We start from the raw sequence: 18455 nt of genomic DNA on the forward strand, positions 1-18455 counted from the left end.
CCCGGTCCCCGGCCGGGGACCGGCACACCGGGCCGCGGGTCAGCGCACCAGGACGCCGGGGTCGCCCTGGACGTACGGCAGCCGGACGGTGCTGCGGTCGTCCGCCAGGGTCTGGCTGGTGAACATCTGGATGTCCTTGGCCGGGACGGTGAGCATCCGGGCGGCCGTCACCGGGCCGCCGGACAGGGTCTCCAGGGTCAGGCCGAAGACACCGTTCAGGCCGGCCGGCTCGGGGATCTCGGCGGCCACCGTGGCACCGGCCGGGACGGTGACCTCCTTGGTCGCGGGGGTGCCGCCGGCGCTGCCCGCGGAGGCGGTGATCCGGACCTTGGCCTCCTCGCCGACCGCGGTCAGGATGAGCTGGGTCTGCCCGCCGCCGCGGTTGTCCGCGATGCTGGCGCGGGCGCCGACCGGACCGGCGCCGGACAGCCAGGCGGCGTCCGACTTGCCGTTCTTGGCCCGGTCGATCCGCACCCCCGCGACGATCGGGGTGGGGTGGGCCGGGTCGCTCGGGGTGAGCCGGATCGCACCGACCTCGCCGCGGGTGACCTGCGGGAGGTCCACGGCCTCCACCATGCCCGCCTTGACGTGCAGGGTCTCGTGGTCGACCGGGGTGAACCAGCCGTTCTTGCCGGAGATCTGGACCTTCAGGTCGGCGTCGTCCTCGCCGGGCGCGGCGACCACCAGCCGGGTGGCGGTGGCGTCGGCCGGCAGCCCGGGGATGACCGCCTCGGCGGCCGGGGCCACCGAGGGCTGGAGCCAGTCGGCGCCCTTGCCGCCGTCGACGGCGTGCAGCCCCGCGCCGACCCGGCCGGTGCGCACCCGGACCTCCACCGCGAGGTCGTCCACGCCCGGGGCGAGCGAGCTGAGCCGCAGCGCCTCGGAGGTGCCGGGGGCGAGGGCGATGCCGTTGGCGGCGTCGTTGTCGATCGGGCCCTTGGGTCCGTAGAGCTTGAGGTCGACCACGGCCGGGCCGCTCTCGGCGTTGACCAGGCTGACGTAGTCGACCCGGCCGGCCGCGGTGCTGGCGCCGGAGAACCAGAAGCTGGTGCCCGAGGGGGTGCAGTTGACCCCGGACAGGCCGATCGCCTGCGGGTCGGTGACGGTGGTGGTCTGGGAGGCCGCGAAGCCCGGCGCGAACGCACCGGTGGCGACCGCGACGGCGCCGGGCGCCAGGTCGCCGTTGGCGGCCGGGCCGGCCGCCGGGATCCCCGGCTTGGCCAGCGGCAGCCGGGCGGCGGCGCCGGCGTCCGCGGGCGCCGCGGAGGACCCGTCCGAGGGGGCCGGCGCGGGGGCGGGCGCCGCGGCCGGCGGGGCGACGTCGTTGAGCGCCGCGCTCCCCCCGGTGGCGGCGGCCCCGGGCGGGGTGAACAGCGTGTACGCGGTGTTCCCGGTGACCCCCTGCAGCGGCTGCGGGCAGATCACCGAGGTCCGCTCCACCTGGGCCGTGGTGGCACCGCCGGCCGGGCCGACCGCCGCCGGGGTGACCGGCGGCCGCAGCTCGGCGATGCCGAAAACCACGCCGAGGACGGCGGCGCCGGCCAGCAGCGAGCGGCCGGTGCGGCTGCCCCCGCCGAGCGCGCCGACGGCGAATTCGGGCCTGGAGATCGACGGCGCCTTCAGCTTGGGCGCCTTGAGGCTGGGCTTCTTCATCGCGGGTCAGCTCCCCGATCCGTGGTGGTGCGGGTGACCGCCGTTGCCGTAGGGGTCGGTGCCGTCCGGGTACGCCTGCGGCGGGTACCCGGGCGGGTACTGCTGCCCGGGCTGCTGCTCCGGGTACCCGGTGTACTGGTCGCTGCCGTACTGGCCGTACTGGCCGTACTGGTCCGGGTACTGGTCCGGGTACTGGCCCTGGCCCTGGCCGTACGGGTCGCCGCCGCCCTGCGCGTACGGGGAGCCGGCCGGCTGCTGGGCCGGGTAGCCCTGCCCGCCGTACGGGTCGGCGCCCTGGTACGGCTCGGCGTACGGGTCCGTGCCGTACTGCTCGCCGCCCTGGTGGGCGCCGTGCTGGTAGGGCTCGGCCTGGTACTGGTCCGCCTGGTAGGGGTCGGCCTGGTACGGGTCCGCGTACTGCTCGGGCTCGGGCGTGAACTCCTGCACCGGCTCCGGCTCGCCGCCGGCCTGGGCCGGGATGCCGGGGGCGTACACCCCGGTGTCCGGCTCGCCGTCGCCCTCGCCGCGCTCCGCCATCCGGCGGGCCCGGCGGCTGCCGGGCGCGGGGGCCTGCGCCTGGACGGCGGCGGCCAGCGCCTGCGCGGCGGCCACCTCCTCCGGCAGGTCGTCGTCGTTGTGGTTGCGCCGGCCCGGCAGGGCCAGCACCAGCACGGTGAGGCCGAGCAGCAGCTGCAGGGCGATCCAGCCGCCGTGCATCAGGCCGGTCTCGCGGGTGACGTCCAGCCGGCCGCCCTCGGCGGGCAGCTTGAAGCCCTGCGCCCAGCCGTCCAGCGTGACCCGCTCCAGCTCCTTGCCGTCCAGGGTGGCCTGCCACGCCGGGTCGGCCTGCTCGGCGAGGCGCAGCTGGCGGCCGGCCGGGCCGGGCGGCAGCTGGGTCCAGATGTCGTGGACGCCGGCGGGCAGCGCAACCGACGCGCCCTTCGGGTCGGTCACCACGGCCCGGGCCCCGACCGCGCCGGTGACCTGCCAGAGCGCGACGCCGTTGCCCTCGTTGAGCCGGGTCAGGCCGGGGGTGGTGTCCAGTACGTCCCGGACCTTGCCGATCATCGGGTCCTTGACCTCGATGTACTCGACGCCGTAGCCGGCCAGTGCGGCGGCCTGGTCGCCGCCGGAGCCGGCCAGCAACTGGCCGGTGAGCTTGGACAGCGAGCCGTCGGCGGCGGCGTCCACTGTGCCCTCGGCCTGGCCGAGGGTCAGACCGGCGCCGCGGACCAGGGCGTACGAGATGCTGCCCGCGTCCGCCGGGCCGGTCAGCACCAGGGTGCGGGCCCGGTCGCTGGTGCTCGCCTCCTCCGCGATGAAGGCCGGGACCTGCGACTCGGCGCTGCGCTGGAGCGGGCCGTCGGCGCCGCTCAGCGCCCACCAGGCGGCGGTGCCGAACGGTGCCAGCACGGCGCCCGCGACCACCACGGCCGCCACCGGCTGACGCCAGCCGAAGGCGATGCCGGAGACCCGGGCGTTGGCCCCGTCGGCGCCGATCGCGGCGGCGGCCAGCAGCGCGACGCCGGCCAGCAGGGTGGCGGGGCCGGCCCAGGCGGCCGTGGCGGGCCCGCCGGAGGCCGGGGTGACGGCCGTACCGGCGACCGCGACGGCGAACAGCAGGCCGGCCGCGGCGGCGCCCCAGGCGGCGAGCACCGCGCGGCGGCGGTCGGCGCGCAGCAGGGCGGCCAGCGCGGCCGTCACGATGCCGGCCGACAGCCAGACCGGCGGGACGCCGGCGCCGCCGGGGTTGACCAGGATCAGGCCGACCGGGTCGGCGGCCGGGCCGTTGAAGCCGGCCACGCCGGCCTCCAGCAGCAGCCGGGAGGGGTGCGCCAGCACGTGCAGCGACCAGGGGGCGAGCACCAGCACCGGCACCCCGAGCATCACCAGCACCCGCAGGCCCAGCAGTCGCAGCGCCTCGCCGCCGGAGCCGTACGCGCCGCCGCGCAGGACCGCGAACAGCAGCGCGGCCGCGCACAGCGGAACCGAGATGGCCCAGGTCAGCGGCACGAAGGCGGTGCTCAGGGTGAGCATCAGCGCCGTCATCCAGGTGGAGCGCCAGCCGGGGCGGGCGCCCTTGGCGGCGGTCTCCCGGCGGATGCCGAGGCCGGCGCTGATCGCGGCGGCCCGGGCCAGCGGCGGGAGCAGCACGGCGAGCACCGCGGTGCCGATCCGGCCCTGGGCGAGCGCGCCGGTGGCGGCCGGCAGCAGCGCGTAGCTGGCGCTGGCCCAGGCGCGGACCAGCTTGGACTCGATCAGCGGGCGGGACACCAGGTAGGCGCTGACCGCCGCGAGCGGGACGGCGAGCACGACCAGCACGGTGAGGGCCAGGTCGGCGTTGCCGAACAGCCCCCAGGAGAGGATCGACAGCACGGCCAGGTACGGCGGTGCGGTGGCGGTCGAGCCGTCGCCGACCGGGTGCCAGGAGTCGGCGTACATCCGCCACAGGCCGCCGGCGCCGTCGGCGGCCGGCAGCAGGGCGCCGCCCTGGAGGAGTCCAGAGCCGATCAGGCCGCGGCAGGCGACCAGGGCGAACACCAGCAGCGCGGTGAACAGCAGCGGCGCGGGGCGCTTGGCCAGTTTCTTGATCAGGGTGAACTGCTCGACCACCAGGTCGTCGGTGTCGTCGTCGCCGGGGCCGGACTCGACCGAGCCGTGCCGGCCGGCGCCCGGGTCGCTGCCGCCGATGCCGAGCGAGCTGACCATCTGCTCGACCGCGAGCCGGGCGGTCGCGCCGGGGGCCGGGAAGAGCGAGCGGTCGTCGCCGGGGTCGGCCGCGCGGGTGCGCTTGCGGCGCTTGCGGGCGAGCAGCAGCCGGGGCAGCCTGATCAGCTCGTGGCCGAGGCCGGCCAGTTCGTCGAAGGCCTGCCGGGGGTCCTTGCCGACCAGGTTGGCGACCACCCGCACCAGGGTGCCGAGCACCAGCCGCAGCAGGATGTACGGGAGCAGCACCCCACGGGTGTTGGCGAGCAGGGTGTAGACGGCGCCGGCCTTGTCCACCCGGTGCGGGTGGTCGGAGCCGCAGTCGATCGCGCGGCGCTCGCGGCTGGCCGCCTCGGCGTGCCGCAGCACCGCGTCAGGGGCGACCACGACCCGGTGGCCGGCGGCGTTGACCCGCCAGCAGAAGTCGGTGTCGTCGCGCATCAGCGGGAGCGCCTTGTCGAAGCCGCCGAGCTCCTCGAAGACGTCCCGGCGCACCAGCATGCCCGCGGTGGACACGGCGAGCACCGGGCGGACCTGGTCGTGCTGGCCCTGGTCCTGCTCGCGGCGGTCCAGGCCGGTCCAGCGGCGGCCCGAGCGGGCGATCGTGACGCCGACCTCGAGCAGCTGGCGGCGGTCGTACCAGCTGCGCAGCTTGGGGCCGACCACGGCGGCGGTCGGGGTGGAGTCGGCGACCTGGAGCAGCCGGCGCAGTGCGTCGGTCTGCGGTTCGCAGTCGTCGTGCAGCAGCCACAGCCACTCGACCGGCTGGGTCTCGCGCGGGCCGCCGCGGCCGAGGTCGTCCTCGTGGCCGAGCGGGTCGCCGTAGTCGTCCCAGCCTCCGGTGACCGGGTCGTAGCCGGACGGGTCCAGGCTGTACGGGAGGTCCTCGGGGCGCAGCGGCGGGCTGTTGAAGACGGCCTGGGCGACGGCGTTGCCGAAGCCGGAGCGGCGGCCGAGGATCAGCGGGCCGCTGTCCGGCAGCCAGTCGCCGAGGGTGTCCTGGAGCAGCTGCGGGGAGGTGTCGGTGGACCCGGTGTCGACGGCGAGGATGCGCTGCACCTGGCGGTCCTGGCCGAGCAGTCCGGCCAGCGCCTGCGGGAGCCAGCGGGCACCGTCGTGCGAGACGATCACGGCGGTGACGAGGTGGCGCGGGTACGCGGGCGGCCTGGCGGCGGCGAAGCCGCTCTGGTGGCTGTAGACGGTCATCGAGTGCGCGGGCCCCGGTTCCGGTGGGAGGGCGGTTGGTGTCGCGGTGCCGCCCGGGCGGGCCGTGGGTCCGAACGTGGGCGGCGGTGCGCATGCCGGATGCCGGGCACCCGGATGGCGCACCACACTAACGGCTCCGGATGACCGTGATGCTCCCGGTCCTGGTGAAGATGTCGCCGGGAAAGGGGTGCGGATACGCGAAAGCGCCCCACCGGTCAGGTGAGGCGCCGCCACGGGTACGGGGCCGCGGGCCGCCGTCCCGGGATTTCCGCCCGGGTCAGATCGCGCTCTTCTTGAGTCGGCGGCGCTCCCGCTCGGAAAGGCCGCCCCAGATTCCGAACCGCTCGTCGTTGGCGAGCGCGTATTCGAGGCACTCGGACCGGACCTCGCAGGCGAGGCAGACCTTCTTGGCCTCCCGGGTGGACCCGCCCTTCTCGGGGAAGAAGGACTCAGGGTCGGTCTGGGCGCACAGTGCGCGCTCCTGCCAGCCGAGTTCCTCTTCGTCCTCTTCGATGCCCTCACCGATCAAAAGCTCAAAGAGCTCGCTCATCTGGCGCGCCTCCTCTGCCCCTCTTGGCGTCCCCGTGGTGTTGCCGTTGCCTGGAGCGGCGGAACGACACGAGTGAAATTACAGTTGCGTCACTCTGGCCCAGTCAAGCCGAGCTCTGGTATTGGGCCAAGGATTCACTCCCCGGAACCAAGCCGTTACGAATAGTGTACATATTCGGACAACCCGGACATTCGTAGCGCCTGATGGCATATCGCCCCAGAACCAACGCGCGGGTCGACGTGCCGTCAACGCGGACCGGCCGAACCCCCCTTCGACCGGAGGGACGCCTGTGGCCCGAGTGCGGTTGCCGGGTCACCGGGCTGCCTTCCCGGCGATCTTCGCATCGAAACATAGAGGGTGATTTATCACTCCATCCGGTGGTTGAGCCCAGATGTGACCTGAATGTCCGTCGAGCCGGGTTGACACTGCCACCCCTCTTGCGGTCTCCTTTCCCACATGTCAGAGTTCGCCGCCCACCGCAGCCGCCGCCAGGCGTCGCTCCGCCGTGCCGCGAACTCGCTCTGCTGTCGCCTCTGTTTCTGCTGTATCTAGGCGCACGCGTCCCACCGCGCGCCGCCCAGCAAGCCAGAGGCCGCCCGCGCGACGAAGTCCCCCTCGAACTCCGCGGACCCGGCTGATCCCGTAGCACCAGCCGACGCCAAGGACTCTCGACCGTGCGAATGCCCCGAATCCGCAACCGCAACCGGGACCGCGCCAAGCTCGCCCGCCGGGCCCTGCCCCAGCAGGCCCCCGCCACCACCGCCCCCGCCGTCACCCGCTGGGCCGACGGCCTGAGCGACGTCTCCATCGCCGGCGACCCGCTGGCCTTCCCGCACCTGACCCGGACCGACCTGCCCGCCCACCCGACCACCGTCGCCGGGTACGCCCGGCTGGTCCGGGAGATCGCCGCCGACCGCGACCGGTGGGCCCCGCTGGTCCGCTACGACGCCCTCACCCGCTGGTACGCCCGGCTGGAGACCGGCCCCGGCTACGAGGTCTGGCTGCTCAGCTGGCTGCCCGGGCAGAGCAGCGGCTTCCACGACCACGGCAGCTCCGCCGGCGTGATGACGGTGGTCGAGGGCGAGCTGGTCGAGCGCTCGCTGACCGGCTCCGGCGAGGGCACCCGGGTGCTCACCCCCGGCCACCGGCGGGTCTTCTCCGCCGGGTACCTGCACGAGGTGGTCAACGGCACGCTGGAGCCCGCCGTCTCCATCCACCTCTACACGCCGGGCCTGGTGGAGATGAACCAGTACGCCACCGACGCCTCCGGCCACGACCACGCGCAGCAGGGCGTGCGGACCGCCGACCGGTAGGCCCCGCGCCGGGCCTGACCGACCGCCACCGGGCCGCCTGGCAGGATGGGCGCATGCGCATCGTGGCACTGGCAGGCGGAATCGGTGGGGCGCGCTTCCTGCGCGGGCTCAAGGAGGCCGTCGCCCCCGGGGACGAGATCACGGTCATCGGCAACACCGGTGACGACATCCACCTGTTCGGGCTGAAGGTCTGCCCCGACCTGGACACCGTGATGTACACCCTGGGCGGCGGCATCCACGAGGAGCAGGGGTGGGGCCGGGCCGACGAGACCTGGTCGGTCAAGGAGGAGATGAAGGCCTACGGCGTCGGCCCCGAGTGGTTCGGGCTCGGCGACCGGGACTTCGCCACCCACATCGTCCGGACCCAGATGCTGGCCGCCGGCTACCCGCTGAGCGCCGTCACCGAGGCGCTCTGCGACCGGTGGCGGCCGGGGGTGCGGCTGATCCCGATGAGCGACGACCGGGTCGAGACCCACGTCCGGATCACCGACGAGGCCGGCACCCGTGCCGTGCACTTCCAGGAGTACTGGGTCCGGCTCCACGCCGCGGTGGCCGCCGAGGCGATCGTGCCGGTCGGCGCGGACACCGCGAAGCCCGCGCCGGGCGTCCTGGAGGCGCTGGCCGCGGCCGACGTGATCCTGCTGCCCCCGTCCAACCCGGTGGTCAGCATCGGGACCATCCTGGCCGTCCCCGGACTGCGGCAGGCGGTCGCCTCGGCGCCCGCGCCGGTGGTCGGGCTCTCCCCGATCATCGGCGGCGCACCGGTGCGGGGCATGGCCGACAAGGTGCTGGCCGCGGTCGGCGTCGAGGCCACCGCCGAGGCGGTGGCCCGGCACTACGGCCCCGACCTGCTGGACGGCTGGCTGGTGGACACCGCCGACGGGGACGCGGTCGCCGGGGTCGAGCAGGCGGGGATCCGCTGCCGGGCCGTCCCGCTGCTGATGACCGACGTCGCGGCGAGCACCGCGATGGCGCGGGAGGCGCTGGCCCTGGCCGCGGAGGTCCGGCCGTGATCGGCGTGCACCCGGTGCGCGGGCTGCCCGAGATCGAGCCCGGCGCGGACCTCGCCGAACTGATCGCCAAGGCCGGGGAGTTCGAGGACGGCGACATCCTGCTGGTCACCTCGAAGATCGTCAGCAAGGCCGAGGGGCGGCTGCTGCGGGCCGACGACCGGGAGGCCGCGATCGACGCCGAGACCGTCCGGGTGGTCGCCCGGCGCGGCGCCACCCGGATCGTGGAGAACCGCAACGGCCTGGTGATGGCCGCCGCCGGTGTGGACGCCTCCAACACCGCCCCCGGCACCGTCCTGCTGCTGCCCGAGGACCCGGACGCCTCGGCCCGCGCCCTGCGCGCCGGACTCCGGCGGCTGACCGGACGCCGGCTCGCCGTCGTGATCACCGACACCTTCGGCCGCCCCTGGCGCAACGGCCTCACCGACGTCGCCATCGGCGCGGCCGGCCTGCCCGTGCTGGACGACCACCGCGGCCGCACCGACAGCCACGGCAACCGGCTGGCGATGACCGTCACCGCCACCGCCGACGAACTGGCCGCCGCGGCCGACCTGGTGAAGGGCAAGGCCACCGGCACCCCGGTCGCGGTGGTCCGCGGCCTGGCCGGCCTGGTCACCGCGGAGGACGGCGAGGGCGCCCGGGCGCTGGTCCGCCCGGCCGCCGACGACATGTTCCGGCTCGGCACCTCGGAGGCCGTCCGCGAGGCGGTGACCCTCCGCCGGACGATCCGCTCCTTCACCGCCGAGCCGGTCGACCCGGACGCCGTCCGCCGGGCGGTGTCCGCCGCGGTCACGGCGCCCGCACCGCACCACACCACGCCCTGGCGCTTCGTCCTGCTGGAGACCCCCGAGGTCCGCACCCGGCTGCTGGACGCGATGCTCGCCGCCTGGCAGCGCGACCTGCGCGAGCTCGACGGCTGGGACGAGGAGAAGGTCGCCCGCCGCACCGCCCGCGGCGACGTGCTGCGGGACGCGCCCTACCTGGTGGTGCCCTGCCTGGTGATGGACGGCTCGCACGACTACCCCGACGCGCGCCGGGGCGCGGCCGAGCGGGAGATGTTCACCGTCGCGATCGGGGCCGCCGTGCAGAACCTGCTGGTCACCCTGGCCGGCGAGGGCTACGGCTCGGCTTGGGTGTCCTCCACCATGTTCTGCCGCGACACCGTCCGGGACGTCCTCGACCTCCCGGCCGGCTGGGACCCGATGGGCGCCGTCGCCGTCGGCCGCCCGGCCGAGTCCCCCCGCCACCGCCCGCCCCGCCAGGCGGACGCCTTCGTCACCGTCCGCTGAGCCCCGCCCCGTCCGGGCCCCTCACCGCCCCCGGTGGTCGTTGGGCGTCAGCCGGGGCCCGTACCGGGGCGCCCGGGCGCCGGTGAGCATGAGCAGGCGGCAGACCCGGTACCGGTGCGGGCGGTACGGCTCCAGCAGGTCGAGCATCTGCGCGTCGTCGCTGCGCGGCCGCCCGGCCAGCGCCCAGCCGACCAGGTTCGGCAGGTGGAAGTCGCCGACCGACACCGCGTCCGGGTCGCCGTTGCTGCGCTGGAGGGTCTCCGCCGCCGTCCAGACACCGATCCCGGGGACCGCGGTCAGCCGGGCGAAGGCCCGGTCGGACGCGAAGCCGGAGGCCTCCTCCAGCCGGGCGGCGAGCCGGGCCGCGCGGACCACGGTCGCGGACCGCTTCGGGTCGACACCGGCCCGGTGCCACTCCCAGCTCGGGATCAGCGCCCACTCGCGGGCGGACGGCGCGACCCGCATACCGTCCACCAACCCGGCCGGCCCCGGTGCCGGGGTGCCGAAGTCCCGCAGCAGGATGCGCCAGGCGCGGTACGCCTCGTCGGTGGTGACCTTCTGTTCGAGGACCGCGGGGACCAGCGACTCCATCACCAGCCCGGTCCGGCCCAGCCGCAGGCCCGGGTGGGTGCGCTGGGCGTCGCGGAGCGGGCCGGGCGGCAGGACCAGCCCGGCCGGGTCGTCGTCGGCGCCGAGCAGGGCGGGCAGTGCCTCCAGCAGCCAGTCGGCGCCGGGGCCCCAGGACTGCGCGGTCACCTCGCCGCCGGCCGCCGCGATCCGTACGGTGCCGGGGCCGGCCGGGGTGCGGGAGGCCCGCCAGACGGCGCCGTCGCCGGTGGTGCGCAGCGCCGGGTCGCCGGGGCCGCGGCGCAGCGGGAAGAGGATCCTGGGCAGGTCGAGCGGGAATCCCGGCCGCCACTGCCGTACCGTTCCCGGCATCGCCCGTCACCTCTTCCGCCGCCCGGGGGTTGGGCCACAGGAACCCTACGCCCTGCGGCCCGCCCCCTCGGCGGGCGGTTCAGCGGCCCTGCAGATGGGCCGCGCGGGAACGGATGTCGGGCAGGAGGTTGTAGAGCTGGTCGCCGGGGCACTCGGTGGCGAAGCCGTCCCGGTGGCCGGAGATGGTATTGAACCCGACCGAGGTGCCCTTCTTGTACCGGCTGCCGTCGGAGGCGGAGACCAGGGTGGTCGAGCCGGCGGCGTCCACGTCGGTGAGGCCGAGCTTCCAGGCGGCGATCTTGACGATGCCGTCCTGCTGGGCCTGCGGGACGCTGTCGGAGCCGTAGGTGCCGATCGCGGCGACGCCCGAGGTGTTGCTGTTGAAGCCCAGGGTGTGGGCGCCGAGCACCGGCTGGATGACGCCGCCGGCCCGGCCCTCGTAGATGGTGCCGCAGCGGTCGACCAGGAAGTTGTAGCCGATGTCCCGCCAGCCGTTGGTCTTCACGTGGTACTGGTAGATGCTCCGGATGATCGCGGGTGCGTCGGAGCAGGCGTAGTTGTTGGCGGTGTCGGTGTGGTGGACGAAGACCGCCTTGACGGCGCCGGTGTAGACGTAGCCGGGCTCGCGCAGGGACTCGTCCGCGCCCCAGCCCGATCGGATGACGATGCCGGGCCGCGGCCCGGGGTGCTCGACGCGGGGTAGGGCCCGTTCGGCGGAGGCGCTGCCGGCCGGGCCGGTGTCCCCGGGCGCGGTGGTGGCGGGTCCGGTCACGGCGGGTCCGGGGCCGGGGTCGACCAGTTCGGCGCGCAGGCCGGCCGGCAGCGGGTGGCCCGAGGCGTGCACCCGGACGGCGAGGCCGTTGCTGGGGCCGACCCAGAGCGGGGCGGTCGAGCCCCGGCCGGTGGGCTCGTCGGGGCGGTCCTCGTCGGCGCTGTCCAGGTCGAGCCAGTCGCTCCAGTGGCCGGTCGTGGCGTCCCTGGTGCGGACCTGGACGGTGCCGTCCAAGGTGGCGGCCGGGTCGTCCCAGCTGACGCCGACCATCGAGAAGGAGACGGTGCTCCGCTGCGGGAGGGTGCGTTCGGCACCGTCCGCGCCCACGGAGCGCCGGCTGTCGGTCAGGGGAAGGGTCGTCACGCCGCCGGCCACGGACCGGCTCTCCCGGGGCGCCGCGGCCGCACCGGCGGTCACGGGCTGGAGGATGAGCAGGGCGGTGGACCCGGCGGCGAGAGCAGCAAAGTGAGTAAAGCGCATAAAACGGATATTGACGGCAAATCACTCCCGCTGCCATGTCGGCTCCCGCCGCTGATCACTCTCCCGGCCGACCACCCGAAGGCCGTAGGCTGGACCGCACCATGACTGCGCCTTTCGCTGCCGACGCCCGTACCCCCGCCGAGCTGCTGAACGCCTATCTGCGCCCCGGGGCCACCGATGCCGACTCCTCCCGCCCCTTGGTCACCTTCTACGACGACTCGACCGGCGAACGGGTCGAGCTCTCCGCGAAGACCTTCGACAACTGGGTGGCCAAGACCGCCAACCTGATCCAGGACGAGCTGAACGCCGGCCCCGAGGACCGGGCCGCGCTGCTGCTGCCCGCCCACTGGCAGAGCGCGGTCTGGCTGCTGGCCTGCTGGTCCGTCGGGGTCACCGTGATCCCCGGCGGCGATCCGGCCGACGCCGACCTGGTGGTGAGCGGCCCGGACGGGCTCGCCGCCGCCGAGGCCTGCACCGGCGAACGGGTGGCGCTGGCCCTGCGGCCGCTCGGCGGCCGGTTCCCGCAGCGCCCCGACGGCTTCCTCGACTACGCCGCCGAGGTGCCCGGGCAGGGCGACCGCTTCGCGCCCTACTCCCCCGTCGACCCGCAGGCCCCGGCGCTGGAGACCAGCACCGACGGGCTGCCGCTGAAGCTGACCGGCGAGCAGACCGTCGAGCTGGCCAGGGCCGGCGCCGCCCGGCTCGGCCTCGGCCCCGGCGACCGGGTGCTCAGCACCCAGTCGTACGACGACTGGGCCGGGCTGGAGGCGGGCCTGCTGGCGCCGCTGGCGGCCGGCGCCTCGGTGGTGCTGTGCCGCAACTCGGGACAGCTGACGGCCGACCAGTGGGAGAAGCGGATCGAATCCGAACGGGTGACTCTGCGTCTGAGCTGATGCAGCCCGCGCCACCGGGGTACGGATCCCCCGATGGCAGTGGAGCAGGAGGACGGCGAGCGCCCCCCGACCCGCGAGGGAGGGGGGCGCCGCTCGTTCCTGCGACGCCACTGGCTGGCCCTGGTCGCCGGGCTGCTGTCCCTGGTGCTGCTGGTCGGCGGCACGCTGGCCTGGCTCGCCTACCGCAAGCTGAACGGGAACATCAGGACCGACACCGCCACCGGCCGACTGCTCGGCCGGGAGTCGGACCGGCCCTCCCCGGTCGCCGGCGACGCCGAGAACATCCTGCTGATCGGCAGCGACGACCGCGGCGGGGCCAACTCCGCGTACGGCTCCACCGGCGGGCAGCGCTCGGACACCGTGATCCTGCTGCACCTGGCCGCAGGCGGGCGGCGGGCCACCGCCGTCTCCATCCCGCGCGACGTGATGGTCACCGTGCCGCCCTGCGACCTGCCGGACGGCAGCCGCTCGCGCGGCGGGCTCGGCCAGTTCAACCTGGCCTTCGAGACCGGCGGCGCGGCCTGCACCATCCGGACGGTGGAGCAGATCAGCGGGATCCGGGTCGATCACCACGTGATCCTCGACTTCACCGGCTTCAAGCGGATGGTCGACGCGGTGGGCGGCGTCGAGGTGTGCGTCCCGGCGCCGATCCACGACCGGGACGCCAAGCTGGACCTGGACGCCGGCCGCCAGGTGCTGCACGGCGAACAGGCGCTCGGCTACGTGCGGGCCAGGGAGAGCCTCGGCAACGGCAGCGACACCGACCGGATGGGCCGCCAGCAGCAGTTCCTGGCGGCCCTGGTGCGCAAGGTGCAGTCGCAGGGTGTGCTGCTCAACCCGACCAAGCTGTGGCCGCTGCTGGACGCGGCGACCTCCTCGATCACCGCGGATCCGGGACTGAGCCGGCTGGGCGCGCTGTACGACCTGGCGCAGCGGCTGCGCTCGATGCCGCCGAACGAGATCACCTTCCTCACCACCCCGCGCCGGCCGTACCGCTACAACGCCAACCGGGACGAGTTCGTCCAGCCGGACACCGACCGGCTGTTCGCGGCGCTGCGGGCGGACCAGCAGGTCACGGTACGGCCGAGCGCCTCTTTGGGCCCGGTGACGGGGACCGCACCGGACGGATCCCCCGGCCCGTCACCGGACGCCTCGCCCGACGCCTCGCCCGACGCCTCGCCGCAGGCCGGTGCGACGCCCGGCGCGCAGCAGGCCCCGGCGGACCCCGGGACGGCGGCGGCCAGCCCGTCGCTCGAGGGCCGGACCGCCGACCAGGACGTCTGCCCGGCCGGCTGATCCGGCCCCGGACCCGGTCCGGGCCGCCGCGGCGGACGCGGCCGGGTTGGGCACGAAATGTGAAGACGACTCGGGCTCTTTGGCCCGGTTCATTGGGAATTGGCAGTGTGGCAGCTGTCACACCGTGACCGAACCACCGGTGCGGCTCGTCTAGGGTGTCCGGGGTGAACAGCGGACACCGGCAGCCGAACCGCCTCGCGGTCCCGCTGCCCGAGGAGGTCGACCCGGCCGATCAGTGGGTCCTCGACCCGCAGACCGGCGAGTTCCGGCTGAACCTGGACGGGCCTGCGCCCGTCGTCCCGCCGCAGGCCGGACCGGGGCGCACCGCGCCGGGCCCGGCCCGGATGCCCGGGCCCCGTTCGGAGCCCGCGGTCGCACCGCTCACACCGACCGGCCCCGGCGACGGTGGCCGCGCCGCCCGCCGCAAGGGCGGCCGTTCCAAGCCGCGCAGGCGCGCGCTCAAGTGGACCGCCGGGGTCGCGGCGCTGGTACTGGTGGCCGGCTGCGGCGGCGCGTACTACGCGTACCAGCACTTCAACAACAACATCAGCTCGGTCGAGGTCCAGGTCGGCAGCGAGGCCGAGCGGCCGCAGGCGGCCGGCGACGCGCTCAACATCCTGGTGATCGGAACCGACAGCCGGGAGGGCCTCGGCCGCGAGTACGGCGACGAGGGCAGCACCGGGCACGCCGACACCACCCTGCTGTTCCACGTCGCCAAGGACCGCAGCAACGCGACGGTGATGAGCATCCCCCGTGACCTGATGCTGCCGATCCCGGAGTGCCAGAGCGGCACCAAGAAGATCCCGGGCAGCGCGCGGGCGATGTTCAACACCAGTCTCGGCCAGGACGGCCGCGACCCCGGCTGCACCTGGAAGACCGTGGAGAAGGCCACCGGGATCCGGATCGACCACTTCATGATGGTCAACTTCGAGGCGGTGAAGACGCTGTCCACCGCCGTCGGCGGGGTGGAGGTCTGCGCGGCCAAGCCGATCAACGACCCCGACTCGCACCTGAACATGACCAAGGGCAAGCACGTGGTGCAGGGCGAGGAGGCGCTGGCCTTCGTCCGGACCCGGCACGCGGTGGGCTTCGGCGGCGACCTCACCCGGATCCCGCTGCAGCAGCAGTTCATCAGCTCGATGATCCGCAAGATCAAGAGCGGTGACACCCTGACCAGCCCGACCAAGCTGTGGAGCCTCGCGGACGCCGCCACCAAGGCGCTCACCGTCGACTCCGGCATCGGCAGCGTCGACAAGCTCAAGGACCTGGCGCTGGACCTGAGCAAGGTCGACACCAAGAACATCACCTTCACCACCGTGCCGGTGCTGGACGATCCCAAGGACAACGACCGGCTGATCCTCAAGCCGGGCGACTCCGAGCAGCTCTTCTCGATGATCGCCAACGACCGTTCGCTGACCGAGGTGCAGCAGGCCGCCGACGCGGCCGCCTCCGCCGCGCCCGCCGCCCCGAGCCCCCCCGCCGCCCCGGCCGCCCCCGACGTGGACGGCGCGGCCGTCCGGGCCACCGTCCGCAACGGCACCGGCCAGCCGCAGCAGGCCTCGAAGGCGGTGGCCACCCTGCAGGGCAAGGGCTTCGCCAAGGCGGCGACCGGCAGCAACGCGGAGGCTGCGGAGGCCAGCAGCGTCTCGTACCCGGCCGGGAAGGCCGACCAGGCCGCCGCGCTGGCGGCGGCGCTCGGCCTGCCGGCCACCGCCGTCCAGCAGAGTTCCCAACTCGGCGCCAAGGACGCCCTGGTGGTGGTGCTCGGCAAGGACTTCCTCGGGGCCGCCCCGGGCACCGCCGCGGCCGCTCCGGCCGAGGCGCCGAAGGACCTCCAGCGGGTGCAGGCGGACGACACCAACGTCTGTGCGAAATAACTCACGCCCACCGTGCACCTTCTGACGCCCCCGGCGCGTATGGAAGGGCGGGAGGCCCGGCCTGTCGAGCACACCGGGTGACGGTGCCCTCGACGGAGCGTCAGGCCGCCCGCCCCGCGCGTGGACCGGCGCTGTGATCAAGCTGCAACCGAGGCGTGCCCTCGGGTAGCTTGTCCGTTCGAACACTCACGGGGTATCGAACGGACGGGCGGGGGAACAGGGATGGACGAGGGCACGGAACCAGATGGCGGCCACGCCGCGGAACGCCGGCCGGCCGGCGGTACCCGCCGGGGCCGCCGACGGGCCCGGAGGTCCGGCATACGCCGCTGGATCAAGCCGGTCGCCCTGACCACCGGCGCCCTGGTGATGGCCGGCTGCGGCGGCGGCTACCTCTACCTCAGGCACCTGGACGCCAACCTCCAGCACGCCCCGCTCGGCGCGGGCAACGCACCGCCGCCGCCCGGACAGGCCGACGCCCAGGGCCGGGTGGCGATGAACATCCTGATCATCGGCACCGACAGCCGCAAGGGACTCGGCGGCGGCTACGGCGACCGCGACAACGTCGGGGCGGGCAACAACGACGTCAACATCGTGCTGCACGTCTACCCCGACAAGCGCGCCGCCGTCGCGCTCGACCTGCCCCGGGACACCCTGATCGACCACCCCAAGTGCGTGGTGAACGGCGAGACGCACGCGCCGCTGAAGCACCGGCCGCTCAACGAGGCGCTGGGGCACGGCGGTCCGGGGTGCGTCCAGGACACCGTGCAGTCGATCACCCATCTGAAGATCGACCACTACGTGCTGGTCAACTTCCAGGGCGTCAAGGACATCACCGACGCGGTCGGCGGGGTGGAGGTCAACCTCTGCCAGCCGATCAAGGACAAGGACTCCGAACTCGACCTCCCCGCCGGGGTCACCAAGCTCAACGGCGAGCAGGGCCTGCAGTTCGTGCGCACCCGCAAGCAGGTCCAGGACGGCACCGCGATCGGCCGCTTCGCCATGCAACGGGCCTTCCTCGCCTCGCTGTTGAAGAAGGTCACCGACCAGGGCACGCTGCTCGACCCGACCAAGGCCTTCCCGGTGGTGGAGGCCGCCACCAGGTCCATCACCGTCGACGACCCGATCGCCGGGACCCTCAAGCTGGCCGAACTGGCCTCCAGCCTGCACAACATCAAGCCCGCCGAGATCAGCTTCGTCCAGCCCCCGACCGAGTACACCCACGACGACCCGGACAAGTCGCTGCGGGAGAAGGACCGGCTGGTCCAGCCCGGCGCCGACGGGCTGTTCGCGCTGATCCTGGCCGACCGGACGCTGAACGGCACCGAGGACCACTCCGGCGGCGCCGACCCCGCCGCCTCGCCGGCCGCCGACCCGCAGCCCGCCGCACCGTCCTCGCCCGCTGCACCGCCGGTGGACCCGGGCACGGTCACCGTCCAGGTCCTCAACGGCACCCCGCAGCCCAACCTGGCCGCCGAGACCGGCAAGAAGCTCAGCGGCCTCGGCTACCGCGCCTCGCCCGGCACCGGAGCCGGGACCGGCGTACGGACCAGCAGCGTGCGCTACGCCCAGGCCGACCAGCGGGCCGGCGCGCTCGCCGTGGCCGCCGCGCTGGGGCTGCCGGAGTCCGCCGTCTCGGCGGGCGGCGGCGGCCGCGGTGTGGTGGTCACGCTCGGCGCGGACTACCAGCCGGGCGGCGGGGCCGCCGCGGCGCCCGCGCCGGTGCCCAGCGCGGTGCCCTCGGACGTCGCCGTGCACCAGGGCGACGAGGGCGGCTGCGTCCAGGGCCGCACCGGCACGCACTGACCGCGGGCCGACGGCTGCCGTCAGGGGGCCTCGGAGAGCACGCCGCCGGCCTCGACGTACTCCTCGCCGGTGCGCGGGCAGCGCCAGCGCCCGCCACCGGCGTCCGCCAGCGGCTCGCCGGCCCGGCCCACCCACTTGATCCGGCGCGCCGGGACCCCGGCCACCAGCGCGAAGTCGGGGACGTCCCGGTGCACCACCGCGCCGGCCGCGACCAGCGCCCAGCGGCCCACCGTCACCCCCGCCACCAGCACCGCCCGGCCACCGATCGAGCAGCCCCGGCGGAGCGTCACCCCGCGGGCGTGCCAGTCGTCGCCGCGCTTGAGCCTGCCGTCGACGTCGACCGAGCGCGGGTACAGGTCGTTGGTCAGCACCGCGGCCGGGCCGACGAACACGCCGTCCTCCAGCACCGCGGGCTCGTACACCAGCGCGTGGTTCTGCAGCTTGACCCGGTCGCCGATCCGCACGCCGGGGCCCACGTAGGCGCCCCGGCCGACGATGCAGTCGGCCCCGATCTCGGCGTCCTCGCGCACCTGCGCCAGGTGCCAGACCGTGCTCCCCGGACCGATCACGGCCCGCTCGTCGACGTCCGCGGTCGGCTCGACGCGTACACCGGTCCGGGCCGGCGCCCCCTCAGCAATCCCCATGGCGGGGACGATAGCGCCCGGGGC

At 74.8% G+C, this 18455-nt stretch carries 13 protein-coding genes; 7 read left to right on the top strand and 6 right to left on the bottom strand.

All coding sequences use genetic code 11. The annotated features are described in order from the left end of the window. Positions 1-39 precede the first annotated feature (39 nt). The 3 genes from AB0D08_RS31895 to AB0D08_RS31905 form a co-directional block, all read right to left on the bottom strand. Positions 40-1653 carry a DUF5719 family protein gene (locus AB0D08_RS31895; RefSeq protein WP_359893733.1) on the bottom strand — a complete coding sequence of 538 codons (1614 nt, stop codon included), beginning with the start codon at positions 1651-1653 and terminating at the stop codon, positions 40-42. Positions 1654-1659: 6 nt separating this feature from the next. Further along, entirely contained in the window at positions 1660-5565 is a 3906-nt protein-coding gene (locus AB0D08_RS31900; RefSeq protein WP_359893735.1) for a glycosyltransferase, read from the bottom strand. A 277-nt stretch (positions 5566-5842) separates the two neighbouring features. Next, complete coding sequence (locus AB0D08_RS31905; RefSeq protein WP_033819061.1) at positions 5843-6115, bottom strand: WhiB family transcriptional regulator; 273 nt, start codon at positions 6113-6115, stop codon at positions 5843-5845. A gap of 674 nt (positions 6116-6789) precedes the next feature. Here AB0D08_RS31905 and AB0D08_RS31910 point away from each other — a divergent pair. From AB0D08_RS31910 to AB0D08_RS31920, 3 genes are read left to right on the top strand one after another with little or no spacing between them, the layout of a single operon-like run. Next, entirely contained in the window at positions 6790-7428 is a 639-nt protein-coding gene (locus tag AB0D08_RS31910) for a cysteine dioxygenase family protein (protein WP_233288958.1), read from the top strand. 53 nt (positions 7429-7481) lie between these two features. Continuing rightward, positions 7482-8441 carry a 2-phospho-L-lactate transferase gene (cofD, locus tag AB0D08_RS31915; RefSeq protein WP_033819060.1) on the top strand — a complete coding sequence of 320 codons (960 nt, stop codon included), beginning with the start codon at positions 7482-7484 and terminating at the stop codon, positions 8439-8441. After that, positions 8438-9727, top strand: coding sequence for a coenzyme F420-0:L-glutamate ligase (locus tag AB0D08_RS31920; protein WP_033819059.1), 1290 nt, complete (start codon positions 8438-8440; stop codon positions 9725-9727). Before cofD ends, AB0D08_RS31920 begins: the two co-directional genes overlap by 4 nt. A gap of 21 nt (positions 9728-9748) precedes the next feature. On the opposite strand, the gene AB0D08_RS31925 is transcribed toward AB0D08_RS31920, so the two are convergent. After that, a complete protein-coding gene (locus AB0D08_RS31925) occupies positions 9749-10666 on the bottom strand; it encodes a DNA-3-methyladenine glycosylase 2 family protein (protein ID WP_359893738.1) in 918 nt (305 codons plus the stop codon). Between the two features lie 79 nt (positions 10667-10745). After that, positions 10746-11855, bottom strand: a complete 1110-nt coding sequence (locus AB0D08_RS31930) for a peptidoglycan recognition protein (RefSeq protein WP_359893739.1) — start codon at positions 11853-11855, stop codon at positions 10746-10748. 164 nt (positions 11856-12019) lie between these two features. Here AB0D08_RS31930 and AB0D08_RS31935 point away from each other — a divergent pair, with 164 nt between their 5' ends. The 4 genes from AB0D08_RS31935 to AB0D08_RS31950 all read left to right on the top strand — a co-directional run bounded on the left by AB0D08_RS31935 (position 12020) and on the right by AB0D08_RS31950 (position 17787). Further along, entirely contained in the window at positions 12020-12811 is a 792-nt protein-coding gene (locus AB0D08_RS31935) for a TIGR03089 family protein (RefSeq protein ID WP_033819057.1), read from the top strand. Between the two features lie 33 nt (positions 12812-12844). Continuing rightward, positions 12845-14107: an LCP family protein gene (locus AB0D08_RS31940; protein WP_359893741.1), complete on the top strand. Its 1263-nt coding sequence runs from the start codon at positions 12845-12847 to the stop codon at positions 14105-14107. A gap of 164 nt (positions 14108-14271) precedes the next feature. Further along, positions 14272-15984, top strand: coding sequence for an LCP family protein (locus AB0D08_RS31945; protein ID WP_359893743.1), 1713 nt, complete (start codon positions 14272-14274; stop codon positions 15982-15984). 222 nt (positions 15985-16206) lie between these two features. Continuing rightward, the gene (locus tag AB0D08_RS31950; RefSeq protein ID WP_359893745.1) at positions 16207-17787 is read left to right on the top strand and encodes an LCP family protein; all 1581 of its coding nucleotides are present in this window, start codon (positions 16207-16209) and stop codon (positions 17785-17787) included. A gap of 20 nt (positions 17788-17807) precedes the next feature. Here the strand turns inward: AB0D08_RS31950 and AB0D08_RS31955 are convergent, their stop codons facing one another. Further along, on the bottom strand, positions 17808-18431 hold the full coding sequence (locus AB0D08_RS31955) for an acyltransferase (RefSeq protein WP_051812376.1): 624 nt from the start codon (positions 18429-18431) through the stop codon (positions 17808-17810). Positions 18432-18455: the final 24 nt, after the last annotated feature.

It is taken from the genome of Kitasatospora sp. NPDC048540 (assembly GCF_040651175.1).
In the GTDB taxonomy this organism is placed as follows: domain Bacteria; phylum Actinomycetota; class Actinomycetes; order Streptomycetales; family Streptomycetaceae; genus Kitasatospora.

What these genes read in the sequence shown, in the direction of transcription:
- cofD (WP_033819060.1), top strand. Translation starts at nt 7,482, where the DNA reads ATGCGCATCGTGGCACTGGCAGGCGGAATCGGTGGGGCGCGCTTCCTG.
- AB0D08_RS31935 (WP_033819057.1), top strand. Translation starts at nt 12,020, where the DNA reads ATGACTGCGCCTTTCGCTGCCGACGCCCGTACCCCCGCCGAGCTGCTG.
- AB0D08_RS31955 (WP_051812376.1), bottom strand. Translation starts at nt 18,431, where the DNA reads ATGGGGATTGCTGAGGGGGCGCCGGCCCGGACCGGTGTACGCGTCGAG.
- AB0D08_RS31900 (WP_359893735.1), bottom strand. Translation starts at nt 5,565, where the DNA reads ATGACCGTCTACAGCCACCAGAGCGGCTTCGCCGCCGCCAGGCCGCCC.
- AB0D08_RS31925 (WP_359893738.1), bottom strand. Translation starts at nt 10,666, where the DNA reads ATGCCGGGAACGGTACGGCAGTGGCGGCCGGGATTCCCGCTCGACCTG.
- AB0D08_RS31895 (WP_359893733.1), bottom strand. Translation starts at nt 1,653, where the DNA reads ATGAAGAAGCCCAGCCTCAAGGCGCCCAAGCTGAAGGCGCCGTCGATC.
- AB0D08_RS31905 (WP_033819061.1), bottom strand. Translation starts at nt 6,115, where the DNA reads ATGAGCGAGCTCTTTGAGCTTTTGATCGGTGAGGGCATCGAAGAGGAC.
- AB0D08_RS31950 (WP_359893745.1), top strand. Translation starts at nt 16,207, where the DNA reads ATGGACGAGGGCACGGAACCAGATGGCGGCCACGCCGCGGAACGCCGG.
- AB0D08_RS31940 (WP_359893741.1), top strand. Translation starts at nt 12,845, where the DNA reads ATGGCAGTGGAGCAGGAGGACGGCGAGCGCCCCCCGACCCGCGAGGGA.